This is a genomic window from Corallincola spongiicola (genome assembly GCF_004284785.1).
Taxonomy (GTDB): domain Bacteria; phylum Pseudomonadota; class Gammaproteobacteria; order Enterobacterales; family Neiellaceae; genus Corallincola; species Corallincola holothuriorum.
Window position 1 is genome coordinate 801,527 of sequence record NZ_SHLY01000001.1, and the last position, 14,337, is coordinate 815,863.

Sequence of the window (14,337 nt, forward strand, 5' to 3'; positions counted from 1 at the left end):
AAACAAGGCCAACGGCTCACTCCGGCATCAGCAGATAAATCTGGCCAACGTAACTCACCATATACAACTCTCCCGCTTCGTCTTCGCCGAACGATGAGGGATGTCCCACTTGCCCAACAGCAATCATTGACGGTTTTTCTAGAGCCGTATCCAGTGCCCAAAGTCGACCGCTGACATAATCACCAAACAGATACCAGCCATTCAGTTGCGGAAATCGAGCACCACGGTACACATAGCCACCCGTCACCGATTGTCCTAGCTGATGACTGTAGTCAACTACAGGCATAATCACTTTATGTTTATAGCTATCCTCATCCAGCTGATAGCTGTGATTGCCCTCGAACCAGCGCCAGCCATAATTGCCCCCGCGAACGATTTTGTTTACCTCTTCCCTACTGTTTTGGCCAACATCTGCCGCCCATAAGTCGCCCGTTTTTCGATCAAAGCTAAACCGCCAAGGATTACGGAGGCCATACGCCCAAATCTCATCACGTGCGCCTTCAACCGCGGCAAAAGGATTGTCCGGTGCAGCACGCCCCAGCACATCAAGTCGCAATATTTTGCCCAAAAGCTGACTAAGATCCTGCGCCCGATGATGAGGATCACCAGCACTGCCGCCGTCGCCTAAGCCAACATAGAGATAGTCGTCAGGACCAAAAACCAACATACCGCCGTTATGATTACGATAGTCTTGTTCCACCGTCAGCAGTATATGCTCACTCGCCTCTTCAAAACGGTTTGGATCATCAGGTGACACGCGAAAGCGAGAGATAACAGAACGCCGGGGCAAGACCGCCGAATAGTAAACATAAAAGTAACCATTCGTACGATAGTTTGGGTCAAATGCTAACCCTAGCAATCCCTCTTCGTTGCTGACGGTAAATCGATTTTTTGTCGCGCTTTGAATATCAAAAAATAGCTTAGCATCACTGCCGTCGCTGCCATTAGCGACAACCTTAATCGCTCCGCCCTGCTCAACCAAAAATATGCGATCAGAGCCATCACCAGCATGGGTCAGAAAAAGCGGTTTATTCAAGGCTAGATCAGGAAAAACCGGGGACAAAACAAGCGATGGGATCTGACGAAATGGCTTCTGCATTGACGCTTCTGAGGAACTCAGTATTTCTGACTGAACAATAGCAGGAGCTCCCATTGCGATAGTCAGTGCTGCAATGAACTTGGCAACGTAGAGACGGCTAGCTATTAACGTCGTTACCATTTTGGCACTGACACACCCGCACCTTAGGCTTTTAAACACCAGCATAATCGCTTGCATAGATACCTTTACCATCACTCATACCCGGTCAATTCTAAGTACCCTCGACAGCGCGGCTCAGACTTACACAACACCACGCCCTCCCAATAGGGAAATAGCGTCTTCATAAATTGTTCGCCATGAAGCGCTGCCACTTCAACGTCAATATCGTGCTCTGCCAATATCACACGCCAAGCCAAGGGGAGTGTTTTGCCATCAACCGTTTGCCAACTAACAGGCCGAAAGCTGAGGTCATTCGCACTTAAAGCCGTTCCATTGCCCTCTGCGTCAATCAGTGTACCGTAGACAAAATGCTTGCCGTTCTTTTGCCGCAAGCGAAATGCCATTAGTGCCCGCCCATCATCCAGATGCAGTGACAACCAGTCCCAGCCCAATTGGTCTACGGCCAAATACTGACTACTCCACTCTCTGTCTAACCAGCCTTCACCTGTTACAGTCAACGTCCTCTCAACCGGATTAGGCTCAGGAACCAAGCCTGCATCGCTATCCGCTTGCAAAGTTGCCTTCAGGGTGATCTCTCCCGTGAGCGCTAAATGGGGCAAGCTGTAATAATAGGAGCCCACCATAGCGTCAGGGTGTTTTTGACTAAACCCCTGTTGCCCATGAAGCACCGGCCGCTCTTGTCCAGTGATAGTGAGATCTATAGTAAATTGTGCCGTATCCACCTGTAATACCAGCGGCATTAGGCCGTTTGCTTGCCGATTAATCGTTGCCAATTGCCACTGCTCAATTCGAACCATGAACGGCTGAGCTGACACGTCGACCAGCCCCACGCCACCACGAACAAATTTCTCCCCATGATAATGTGACCTTGGCGTTGTAAGAGCCGCGTGCGCCATATAGATCTGTCGGTTGTTCCAGGCGTTGGGCTTATCCTTCACACCACCCAGGTCACTCGGTTCATCATCACCTTCACCGGGCGCCAACGCGGAACGGAACAGAGTGAACTGCACGCCATACTGGGCACCGCTTTCATCCTCAAGGTTGGCAGTCAAATACCACCACTCAATACGATAATCAGGATGCTCACCATGATCAGTCGGAAAACGCAGCGGCTTACCCGGTAAAGCTTGTAAAAAACGCTGCGTATCGCCACCTTGCAACAACTGGGTATAGTTCCCAGCGTCCTTAGCGGAGTTACTTATACTGTCAGGATCTAGTGGCGAACAAGCACTCAATATCAGCAAAACGCTAAACAGAACTTGAACACAGTGGCGTGGCTTACTGAATCGACCAACCATCATTGTCCCTCTGCCAACTGCCGAGCTAACGCCATCTTGTATAAACGGCGCAACGGTAATATTGCGGTGAGCGCGGTGATCACTGTGCTAAGCAGAATAAGATAACCATAATCCAGCCATTGCAGAGTGACCGGATAGCTCCAGCCAAATCCATACACATTAAGTAAATTAATCAACACCCAAGCCAGCCCGATACCAAAAGGCAAGGATAAAAGAGCGGTTATCAGTCCAACACTTGCCCACTGCAGTAATGACAATTGAAACAGTGCCCGTTTAGTCACACCCAAGCTACCAAGCACCGCCAACGCCAATCTTCGCCGCTCATTAAGCAGTACCAATGCACACGCCAGACCTGCTGCGGCAACCAATAAGGTCAAAACATTCAATGCCTTGGTAGCAACAAACGTCTGTTCAAAAACCCCTAGCGCCACCTCTCGCATTCGTTGCTGATCAATAATCTGTCGGTCATTTAACTGAAATCTATGCACTAGCTGATCATAGATACCAGCCTTCTCCTTAACCGAGTTCAACTTGATACCGATACCCGAAAGCAGATGCCCCGGCCAATGCTGCTCAAAACTTATCTCATCCAACATCATCTGACCGGTCGGATTGCCAAAATCGTAATAAACCCCCAGCACCTCAAAGATCTGCTGCCTGACACCGCTTGCGTTACTATTCACGTTATTAAGCTGATCAATCGAGTCCAGGGGCAAACCAATACGATCCCCTAATTCAAGGCCATTTAACAAACTGAGGCGCTCGCTGATCAGCACACCTTCACCATTGGCGAAGCGCTGCCAACCGTCTTCGACCAGATGTATTGGCGCGATAGCTTGTCGCGCATATTGTTCTGATGCCAAGCTAAGCAAGTTAATCCTTATTGGTTGATTATTTTCAGCACGGTTAGCGGACACTAAAACAAACTCTGTGCGCATCTGCTTTTGCAATAGCAACGATGCCACCTCATCCCTGTCCCGCAACCAAGCGATGATCTCATCGCTACGCCCTTCCGGGCGTAGATAGATATCAGCCACTAAACGCTGCTCCAACCAAGTTGTCACAGCGTCTCGAAAGCTACCAACCATAGTATTCACACCGACATTTGCCGTCAGTGCTAACACCAGCGCCAGCATTGCAACGTGACTGCGTCCTAACTGCCAATCAAGCTCACTGCAAGACCATGCAAGTAGTGGCCGCGTTCGAGGTAAAGCAGCCATGATCCGCTGCAGCAACAAGGAATAGAGCCAGGGGATAAGCAAACCGCTGCCGAGTAACAGAAGAGCGAGAGTCACAAACCCGGTATGCAAACCCGGCAATTGCCAAGCCAAGAAGGCGGCAGCAATCAGCAGGCTAACACCAAGCAAAGCTAGCTTTGCTTGCAGTGCTTTGCCCTGACGTAGCTGATACTGCTGGCTCACACCAACCAGCGGCTGACGCGAAGCGAGCTGCCACAATGGACCTGAAGCAGCCAAGCAGACCCCCACCAAAGACACAATGATCGCTCGATAGAGAACATCTGCACGCCAAAAGGATTGATAGGACAGCGCCACACCATAAAGATTGTCCAGCGTACGTCCGAGTATCGGCAGTAATCCCTCAGCCATCGCCACGGACAGAGGAGCGGCTAACAATGCGGCCACACAGGCAAGCAGCAGAAACTCGATCACAAACAACCGAATCACAAGCGGCTTCGGCACCCCCGCCATCTGTAACTGCCTCACCAGTGGTCGCCTGTCTTGCAATGAAAAAGTAACCGCATTGAATACAATAAATACGCCGACCACCCAGGCCAGCAATCCCATCGCAGTTAAGTTCATGTGTAGCGAGCGCGTCATTGTTTTCAAACTTAAAGCGTCTTTAGCCAATCGCACTTTGTAACCTGCTGGCAGCGCTGCACGAATATCGTCGAGCTGCTCATCCCCCATCACAGCAAGATAGGAGAGTTGCTCCCCCATGGATAACAGCTGCTGGCCATACCCAATATCGACCCATAAACGATGGCCTAACCCATGCCCCTGCTTAGTAAACACCGGTGCACTCTCTTCGCCACCTTTAAGCTGAAATCGCTGTCCTGATTGGATGCCCAACTGCTCGGCGCGAGCGACACTGATCCAGATAGCATAAGGAGGCAAAATGAACTCAGCCAATCCACCACCGCTTGCACTTCCCTGATTTTGGCCTTGGCTGAATGCTGAAATGGATTCCGCAGCGGCAAACGCTAAAGGATCCGTCGCGATAATAGATAGCAGCCGCTGTCTTTCATCGGTAATGGTTCCCGACACCACAGGCACCAAACTATCTAATCCCATATTTCGTAGGCGAGTATAAAGCGCTTGCGGGATTAACTGACGCTCGCTCACCGCGACAACATAAGCACTTGCCTGACGACCCAGTAGCTGCTCGCCACGCAAGTAATCGTCAGTTGCTGTTTGATTTAGCAGCGCAACGCCATTGACCATCACCACGCCCGTGACTAATCCCGCTAACAGCAAGATTAACTGTAACGGATGCCGCAGATAGTGCTGCCACAACGCTTTAGCGACGATGCCACGAGAATACATATCAGATCGCCTCAAGCTGACCGTCATGCAGCTGCATCTGCGAGCCAAGGTAATTTGCCATCTCTCGGCTGTGGGTCACCATGATCAGTGCACTACCGGCCTGACGGCTTAGATCAACCAACAGTGCCATCACTTCATGGCTCATATGATCATCGAGATTTCCGGTCGGCTCATCAGCCAATAGCAACTTGGGTTGATGAGCCAACGCCCTGGCGATTGCAACACGCTGTTGCTGGCCACCAGACAGCTGATCCGGCCAACGATCCAACAAATCATCGAGTGCCAGGCGGCAGATTAACGTTTCCGTATGATCATCGTGTTCAGGCAAACCCAACAGCCGCCTAGGAAAGGCGATATTGTCCCTAACACTCAAAGTAGGCAGTAAATTAAACTGTTGAAATACAAAACCGAGCTCGATGCGCCGATAGGCACTCAAGCATTGCTCATTCGCATTGTCGATACGTTGATCATTGAAATGGATCTGCCCCGCCGACACCTGATCCATACCGCCAATAAGATGAAGTAGCGTACTTTTCCCCGAGCCACTTGCCCCCATCAATGCCAAGCTTTTACCTGATGCTAACGAAAGATCCACCCCACGAATAACACAATCGTTTTCTGGCTCCTGTTCACCGTTACTCACGTCAGCGTAACCTTTGTAAACGCCGGATAATTTCAGCATGAACTAAATCCACCAACCTATTTCTATTAGCAACAGATCCTGCGTAATGATGCAAACGTCACAACGGCGTTTACCTGATCCACCCGCAACAAATTACTTCGAAGAATAATCGTTAGCCTCACATTGAGGTGGCATTCGGAGCATTGCCAATGCCTCAAAGTAGCTATCATCAAGCTTACGAAACAAACCGACAAATGGTTGAACTTATTTACGAATTCTTGCGCACTCCGATGATCAAAAAACCTGAAAATGACAAGAAGCATCGGCAACAGTGACTAAACTCAAACTAAACCAGATCGCCCTTTGCTACGCTCTGGGCGCCAAGAACGCTGGATCATATAAACAGGATGATGGCGTATCAGGCAACAATTGAATAAGCATGGAAACGAGATGAAATTACTTATTGCATCAGACATTCATGGCTGCGCCCACGCAACCAAACAGCTACTCAAACACTTTGTTGATGGCAAATTTGACTATCTTGTTTTATTGGGCGACCTGCTCAACCACGGCCCGCGAAACCCGCTGCCTTTAGGTTATGATCCGCAAACAACAGCAGCCTTGCTGAACCAATACGCTGACCGAATTATTGCCGTCAGAGGAAACTGCGACAGCGAGGTCGATCAGGCGCTACTCGCTTTCCCTATCACAGCCGATTACAACCATCTATTGTTGGATGGACGACGCTGGTTTCTAAGCCACGGCCACCTGTATTCACCTGACAAGATGCCAGCATTAAGTGACAACGACCTATTTTGCTATGGCCACTTTCATGTACCAAAAATTGATTTACAGCCAAGCCATCGCATTTTTAACCCAGGTTCCATCACCATGCCCAGAGAGGGTCACCCTGCAACATTTGGCTGTTACGCCGACAAGACATTGAAGATCATTCGATTAGATGACGGTGAAATCATCGAGCAACATGCTCTGAACTAAAGATTACCGGATAACAGATTGCGGTGACGTTGCCCTCTTACAACAGCACGCCAGAACATATCGATTATTCGACCAAGCGCCTAACGCGTAACGACTGCACGGGGATCGTGGAAGGTTAGATTCAAATCATCCAGTTGATGACCCAGCTTGGCCGTATCCAAGATCTGCACTGCCCCGCGAGAAACCTGGATGCTACCCTCGCCTTCCAAACTCTTTAATACGCCATTAACTCGGGGGCGACTTACACCACAAACATCACTCAGCTGCTGTTGTGATATTCTAATTTTTGGCAAAACACCTGCCATCTTTGGCGACATTGAAGCCAGCGACATCAGGGCATAAACCACCCGAAGTTTTTTGTCATGCAGCGATGTCAGCTTTGCCTGAAACCATTTAGGCTGCATTCGACTTATGCAATGAAACAACCATTTGTAGCATTCAGGCTTTTCAATACACAATTTCTGAACAAGATTCGCAGGAAAATACAAAAGCTGCACGGGTTCAACTTCTTCAACGTAAACAGAAAAGTTTGTATCGTTGTCGACCGATGCAGCACCAACCCAATCGTGCGGTCCCATTAGCGCCCCCATCAGGTTGGACGCATCTTGTGACATAAGGCAAAGTTTAACTGTGCCACTCACCACATAAACAACACCTTTTACAGTCCATATTCCGCCGTGGGTGCTAGCTTCACCAATTTGATTGGTTGGTTGAGCGATACTGATTAACGCGTCTTTCAGCGCTTGAGTCAGTTCACATGGCCATTCAATTGCGCCGATTTCACCGGTAGCCAATACGCTTCCCTCACAATACATTCGCAATTAACGCAAAGTATAGTCGGGTTATAGCAACGTAATAGACTGAATAATATAAATTTCACCAAGCAGTTAGCGTGGGTAACAAAGAGCGATGGCTAGGGGCGAGATGAGAACAGTCACATTGAATAGAGTGACCAAGCCAAGCTAACGAACAAGCTGACATAGCGCGGTCATGAACGACCGCGACACTGGCAATCCGTAGTACTCACCCCAGAAAAATCACGGATCACCGAAACAATTACCCGCCAACAATCTAGATGAACACAGAAAATCTATGTAACCAATGACTTAAGCAGCTGAATAGGACGCCGTCTTAGTCTCTACAGCATGCGACTTAACTATGCGGATAATGAAAACAGCTCCCATCGCAGTATCATCATCCAGTTGCATAGGATGCCCGCAAATGACGGTGCTAATAACCTTTTCATTATTTGATAGCACCCGTAACTGACAGGCTAAATCAATATGTTCACCATGCTGCGTGATCTTCCGAACCATTGAAGTGGCACAAGGTGAATCAACCGTTTGGTTAGAGATCAAAAAATCGAGTCTTTGCTGTAACAAGAGTGATTCGTCCAAACCAAAAAATGACACGGCGGCAGGATTCGCGAAAGTCAGTCGCCCTTGGAAATCGACAGTAACAATCGCTTCACCGATAGCATCAAAAAGAACGCGGTTAAACGTGTGTTGTTGATACAACTGGCTAAACACACGATTAATTTGCGCTGAAAGTGCACCAAATTCATCTTCTCGATGGCTAATGATGGGGCGGTACGGATCGGCCACCGATTGTTTTTCGCCCAAGTGCTTAACCAGCTCTTGTACAGGTAAGGTGATCTGTTGTTTCAGCCAATAATGCATCAAATAAACAGCAACAGATAACGCGACTAAGATAATCACAATCAGCCACAATAAATTAGTCCAGCCACCTTGGTACTGGTCGAAAACAATCTGACCTTGCAATACGTAAGCGTTATCCGTGGGGTAAAGGCTAAAATGTGCTCTCACTTTGCCTCTTTCCCTTGCCACATTCATCAGCGTCGCTTCATTGTTAAAACCGTGAGCGAACACCTTCAAAGCGAGTGACGGCGCGACCACTTCCAAATTAAAGAAAGCGCCCATATCACTACCAATGTCCTTCATCATCTCATTATCAAACTCTCGAATTAACGTAATAGCCCCATTCGTTAATGCGGTACCGGTGGAATCAGTCACAGGCACTCTAACAAACAGGTAAATTTGATTATGGAATGTCATGACACCTTGTTGGTATAGCGCGTCATTCTCTTGCAATGGCAAGTCCAATAGCCCATCCGTCATAAGATTGCTAAATTTGACATTAAGGGTGCTCTTACTGTTAATAAAATAGCCCTCATGATCTTGAATCAATATGCCAACAACCCTTGAATTCCGTAACGATTCCAGCTGTAGATTGCTGACTACAAAATCATAACTGGCATCTTCAATGTATTGATAAGTCGCATCATTTTTTGCGTATTTAAGAGACAAGTCCGCTAGCTGCTGATAGCGATTTTCAATTAATTCACTCGCCATTTCACCTAAACTCGTGACCCTATTGTTCTCCCACGACTGCTGCTCTAGATGCACAAAAACAGCGGTACTCAGCAACATGACCAGTAGCAGCACCGAGCAACATGCACCGATAGTGATAAGCAAACGACGTTCTACAGATTTTTTCCAGCTCATGCTGCGACCCTCACCCTACCATCTGACGTTGATGCTCATTCATACCAACCAGGTGCTGACGGATGATAAAGATGCCTCCCTGGTCACCTGAACCATTCGGTGCTATCGGGTGTGCCTTCACTTCAACAGTTTGTTCGTCAGAATGTCCTAACACACGAATACGACAATATTGGTGCAGACTTTTTCCCGCCAAGACACTATTTACCCAAAAGGCCGTTGAACCATTGTCATCACAATTATTAAGCAAGAAGTCGAGGCGCTGACCACGAAGCTGTTCCATCGGCATGCTCAACCATTCACTGGCCGAGGGGTTAACGTAGACCACTTCACCCTTTTCATTGATGGTTAGAATTTCATCACCAATGGCATCCAGCAGTAACTCATTAAAACTGTTTTTTGCGTAAACCTGATCAAACAGTGACTTCACCCTGAATGCCAAACGACTGAACTCATCATTACGTCCAGCAGCAATCAGCTTCAACCTTTCGGCGTCAACCTTCGGACCAGATAGAGCGCGACAAATATTAACAATGGGACGCGTTACGTGGCTGCGCAATAGCAAAACAAGGATACCGCTCATACCAAAAAACAGCGTGACTAACGGCACCACGAGGTGCTTTAGCGAACTCATAAATCCCAGAGGCTGCTTTGCCCCAATATTCAAAACAATCGGTAGTTGGCTATTATCGAATACCAGATAATAGCTAGCACTTAACAAGTCAGACGCATCTTCGATACTGTGACGATATTTTGCGCTCAGCGTCCCCCGCATCAGGAATGCCAATGGAACCGATGGCCTAAACGATTGCTCAACTGAGATGGTGACACCTAGCGCCCGTCCAAACTGGTCCAGCTGTAAACTGTTTGGATGACGAAACATCACTAACCAACCATTGCTTTGACGAACACCGTCGGTATCTGTGACGGCATGGGCACTAAAGAAGAGAGTTGTATTACGGTAAGCGAGTACCCCAGACACCTGAGATCCGCCTGCCCTAGCTAGAGCGCCAGCAACCGCTACACTGATACCACTCGCGCCGTCGAGAAATCCTTCACTACTTGCGACAAGTTCACCATCCACCGAATACAACTGGGCACCAGCAAGTTTAGATAGTTCAAGCGTTCCCTGACTAAAATTATCAGTGAGATAGGCTTGATATGGCTGAACGAGGTACTGATAGGTATCGTCCCACTGGGCCCAATCCGCAACAACTGTAGACAGCTCTTCACTTTGAGCTGAGATATTGTAACCGGCTGCATTGGCAATTTTTTTGAGCACTTCCAACTCAAATTGATGGGTTTCTTTCTTTATGTAGTAGCTAGAGCCCACCGACAACAGAACACATACCACGGTGCTTGCGACTAGTAATATCGCACTCATCTGCGTCTCTATCGAACGATACCACCTCATTGCACTACCTCCAGGTCTTGCTCGGGACATGACGTGACGCCAACACCATTCAGCTCTTCAAACCACTCCACCACTTCATTTCGAAGTAAGCTCAGTCCGTCGCACAGCTGAGCTACAGACTCGATGACGGCAGCAGACTGTCTTTGCAGTGCAAGCCCCTCAATATGCTGGGCCAAGTCTCCCAATGGCACCGCCCCCAAATACCTAACACCGCCCTTTATGCGATGGGCAACGTCCTTTATTTGCGGGTAATTTTCGTCATCCAGCGCTTGTTGTATGTCTCTGAGATCTTCCATGTTGGTCTCTAAATAAACCCCCATGACATCCTTCGCCATCTCTATATCATCGCCACTAAGGGTCAACACATGGTCGCGATCTAGCAGGTTCTCAACATCGCTGATTTTCAGGGCGGCGACACTGATCATTTTTTGACCTTTGCTTGCAGTGGCGTTTTCACTCGGTTCCGCGTTCAAAGTGGTGTCTTCCAGTACTGAAATACTTTGTTGCGTACCGCCCTCTTCCGACAATGTTGCGGCAAAAACAGCTAGATCATCATCGAGCTCAACCAAGCTATCCTCTTCGTCGATAGCAGCCTCATCTATCCAGCCAAACTCCGACTGCGCCACCTCATCCACCGAAGTGGTTGGCAGTGATGGAAACTGCGCTGCATCTTCTTGCATCACAAAGGGTGACGGATCAGCAGGTGTCATCAGCTGCGCTGAGTCTTGCGCCATATGCCTAACTGCCTCAGCTAATTTCGCCTCCAACACTTCTGCCGGACAGGGTTTTGAGATGTAACTATCAAACCCCGCCGCGTAACACTTCTCTGCTGCACCACTTTGAGCATCTGCGGTGACAGCGATCAGATAAGGCACCTCGCCGTCACGCTCCTCGGATATCTTCGCAGCCAGAGCGAAGCCATCCATCTCAGGCATATGGCAATCCGACAACACCAAGTCATAGTGCTTTTGCTGATACATTTGATAAGCAATCAAGCCATTTTCTGCAGTGTCTGCATCAATACCCAGCCGTGCCAACTGCCCAGAGATCACCTTAAGGTTCACTTTGTTATCTTCCGCTACCAAAACCTTCAACACGGAAACATCAACGTCGTTAGGTGTGGCATCAAATAGAGACGCCAGCTCAACAGGCGAGCTATCCTCAATGCCCGCTTCCATCGCTTGCAGGGTTAGATCAATAGAGAACAAGCTACCTCGACCGACGATCGACGCTACTTGGATCTGTCCCCCCATCACCTCAATGATCTCTTTGCAGATACTTAAGCCCAGACCAGAGCCACCAAAACGGCGCGTGGTATCACCTTCTGCTTGTACAAACGGATTAAACAACGTGTCTAACTTGTCCTCCGGGATCCCAATACCACTGTCTCTTACGTCAATGCGAATAACGTGCTTAAGATGGTCTTTCTCATCGACAGCAATCAGCTGTGCTGATATTTCAACAAACCCTTGTGCTGTAAATTTGATTGAATTAGAGACCAGGTTATTTACCACCTGCATCAACCGTGTTGGATCACCTTGGTATTGACTGGCCAATCCCGGATCCAAGCGCAAACCTAGCCGCAAATCAGCTGAAATAGCCTTATGTCTAAAGTTGTCGATGGCACTTTGCAGGCAAGTATTGAGATTCAACGGAATACTTTCTAACTTCAGCTGTCCCGCATCCATTTTGGAAAAGTCGAGGACGTCGTTGAGAAGTGCCATCAGGTTGCGGGCCGAGCCATTCAGCGTGCTCAGTAAATCTTTTTGATCATCACTTAATCGGGTAAATGACAATGCTTCAGCCATGCCCAACACACCATTCATCGGGGTACGTATTTCGTGGCTCATGCGTGCTAAGAAGTCTGTCTTGGCTCGCGCAGACTGCGTCGCTTCTGACGTTGCCAACTCAGCTGTGGCTAACGCTTTTTCCAGGTGCAGCTGTGCTTGGCGACGGCGGGATAGCTGGCGACGCTGGTAGAAAAAAACGACAGCGACGAAGAGAGACAGCCCACTACCATAGATCAACAGGTCACGGATCATCTCGCGATTATCGGTACCCACTTCAAAGCGATTCCGTGTCCAACGTCTAGACAACTCAGCTTGCTCAACTTCAGAAAGCGAATTTAGTGAGAATTCAAGAAGGTCCGCAAGCTCAGGGCGCTGCTTACTGACGCCCATTCTTTCCATCAACTGCATATCAAAAGTACTGTCCTGACGCGCCTCTAAATTGGTTAGCCCCAACTTATTTATCGCATATACAGTGCTAAGATCTTTACCAAAATATGCATCTGCGTACCCTTCCGAGACCGCCACTAATGCTTCAGATATGCCCTTTATGTAAATAAATTCTGCTTTTTTTAACGTCTGCTCTAATAGATAGGTGTCATGAAACCCTTTGACTACGGCGATCCGATGCCCATCAAGCTCTGAGATTGATTCTAACGGGAAATTATCGCGGCTAAATACCGTTCCACTTGCAGCATCAATCGGAGACGTAAAGAGCAAGCTTTCACTCCGTTCCGCTGTTTGATACATGTGTGGGTATATGCTGTAGCTATTTTTTTTCAATTCACCTAGCGAATTCTCGAACGAACCATAGGTCTCTGACCTCACCTCAAAACCCACGCGGCGGCTAATGATCTTAATCAGTTCGATTGAGAAGCCCGACGCATAAAAATCGCCGACAATACTATAGGGCGGGTAGCCGTCATCGCCCAGGCCGATGGTTTCAACTGGATTATCAATCAAGTAGTTTTGCTGGGCATCAGACACCGGCGTGACAAACTGGCCAATTAATGGCGTAAAGGAGACCAATGTGTCGCCCATGTGTCGTTGCCACAACCTTTTTGCACTGTTGCGATCGATACTTCTTAACCCGCGATTAATAACCAGTGCCAACTCTCTATTGCGGCGCGAAACAGCTGCCCGGAAGCTAAACGAAGGCACATCTTCATGGACACGGATAAAGTCATCAGCCAACCCTAGTTGTTGCAACATCGGGCGAGCACAAAGCTCGGCGCACCAGGTATAGATCATATCAACGCTGTCGGGGTCAATTAGCAGCTCATTCAAGTCACGACTCGTCGACGTGCGTGAGGGGTCAACCAAAGAGAACTCTACTGGCAAAGACATGGGAGTATGGACAGCCAGGTTCACTTCACCTGCCACGTTGTGGCGACGAAAAACAGCGCCATCAGCCAATATGTAAGGAATACTAAAATACGCCGTCTGATTTAGCGCTTCCGAATACATGGTTGCTGCGATGACATCCACATCGCCTCGCTCTAATGCAACGCTTGCCTCTGACATAGTCAAAGGAATGAAAGTCAGTTCAAACCCTTCTCGCTGACCAATATAGCGCCATAGCGCCACCACATATTCTAAAACCCTGTCGTGCCCTCCTCCTTTTACCTCACCTTCCTGAGAGCCCATAGGAACCGCAACCGTAATATGCGGCAAGTCGTCGGCATAAGAGACACCCGACTTAGGCTGTGCCTGAACATAATTCTGAGTGGAGATTCCCAGTAATAGTGTGACGGTGAATACAGCTAAGTATCTCTGCCAACGGTTCGTCATAGCCAGCCTTTCTCTTCTTCTCTGCGAATAGTAAGGCGACATGGTATGCCTACTTTTTAACCACTTCTGTTCCTTTGGGAACAGATAAGCACGATCGACCGCTTCATAATACGTCCCATCA

The 14,337-nt window shown here is 48.5% G+C and carries 9 protein-coding genes; 1 reads left to right on the forward strand and 8 read right to left on the reverse strand.

Features of this window, described 5'->3' with window-relative positions:
• Nucleotides 1-16: 16 nt before the first annotated feature.
• From EXY25_RS03565 to EXY25_RS03580, 4 genes are read right to left on the reverse strand one after another with little or no spacing between them, the layout of a single operon-like run.
• Nucleotides 17-1,291, reverse strand: coding sequence for a PQQ-dependent sugar dehydrogenase (locus EXY25_RS03565; protein WP_207232098.1), 1,275 nt, complete (start codon nucleotides 1,289-1,291; stop codon nucleotides 17-19).
• On the reverse strand, nucleotides 1,291-2,520 hold the full coding sequence (locus EXY25_RS03570; protein WP_130565730.1) for a lipocalin-like domain-containing protein: 1,230 nt from the start codon (nucleotides 2,518-2,520) through the stop codon (nucleotides 1,291-1,293). Before EXY25_RS03570 ends, EXY25_RS03565 begins: the two co-directional genes overlap by 1 nt.
• Nucleotides 2,517-5,081, reverse strand: a complete 2,565-nt coding sequence (locus tag EXY25_RS03575; RefSeq protein WP_165419243.1) for an ABC transporter permease — start codon at nucleotides 5,079-5,081, stop codon at nucleotides 2,517-2,519. Before EXY25_RS03575 ends, EXY25_RS03570 begins: the two co-directional genes overlap by 4 nt.
• A gap of 1 nt (nucleotide 5,082) precedes the next feature.
• Nucleotides 5,083-5,763 (reverse strand): ABC transporter ATP-binding protein, encoded by a 681-nt coding sequence (locus tag EXY25_RS03580; protein ID WP_130565732.1) that lies wholly within the window; start codon nucleotides 5,761-5,763, stop codon nucleotides 5,083-5,085.
• 390 nt (nucleotides 5,764-6,153) lie between these two features.
• Here EXY25_RS03580 and yfcE point away from each other — a divergent pair, with 390 nt between their 5' ends.
• Nucleotides 6,154-6,702 carry a phosphodiesterase gene (yfcE, locus tag EXY25_RS03585; RefSeq protein WP_130565733.1) on the forward strand — a complete coding sequence of 183 codons (549 nt, stop codon included), beginning with the start codon at nucleotides 6,154-6,156 and terminating at the stop codon, nucleotides 6,700-6,702.
• Between the two features lie 80 nt (nucleotides 6,703-6,782).
• Here the strand turns inward: yfcE and EXY25_RS03590 are convergent, their stop codons facing one another.
• From EXY25_RS03590 to EXY25_RS03605, 4 genes are all read right to left on the reverse strand, one after another.
• Nucleotides 6,783-7,496, reverse strand: coding sequence for a Crp/Fnr family transcriptional regulator (locus tag EXY25_RS03590; RefSeq protein WP_165419244.1), 714 nt, complete (start codon nucleotides 7,494-7,496; stop codon nucleotides 6,783-6,785).
• Nucleotides 7,497-7,808: 312 nt separating this feature from the next.
• The gene (locus EXY25_RS03595; RefSeq protein WP_130565735.1) at nucleotides 7,809-9,227 is read right to left on the reverse strand and encodes a CHASE4 domain-containing protein; all 1,419 of its coding nucleotides are present in this window, start codon (nucleotides 9,225-9,227) and stop codon (nucleotides 7,809-7,811) included.
• Nucleotides 9,228-9,237: 10 nt separating this feature from the next.
• Complete coding sequence (locus EXY25_RS03600; RefSeq protein WP_165419245.1) at nucleotides 9,238-10,608, reverse strand: CHASE4 domain-containing protein; 1,371 nt, start codon at nucleotides 10,606-10,608, stop codon at nucleotides 9,238-9,240.
• A gap of 26 nt (nucleotides 10,609-10,634) precedes the next feature.
• Nucleotides 10,635-14,216: an ATP-binding protein gene (locus EXY25_RS03605; protein ID WP_165419246.1), complete on the reverse strand. Its 3,582-nt coding sequence runs from the start codon at nucleotides 14,214-14,216 to the stop codon at nucleotides 10,635-10,637.
• Nucleotides 14,217-14,337: the final 121 nt, after the last annotated feature.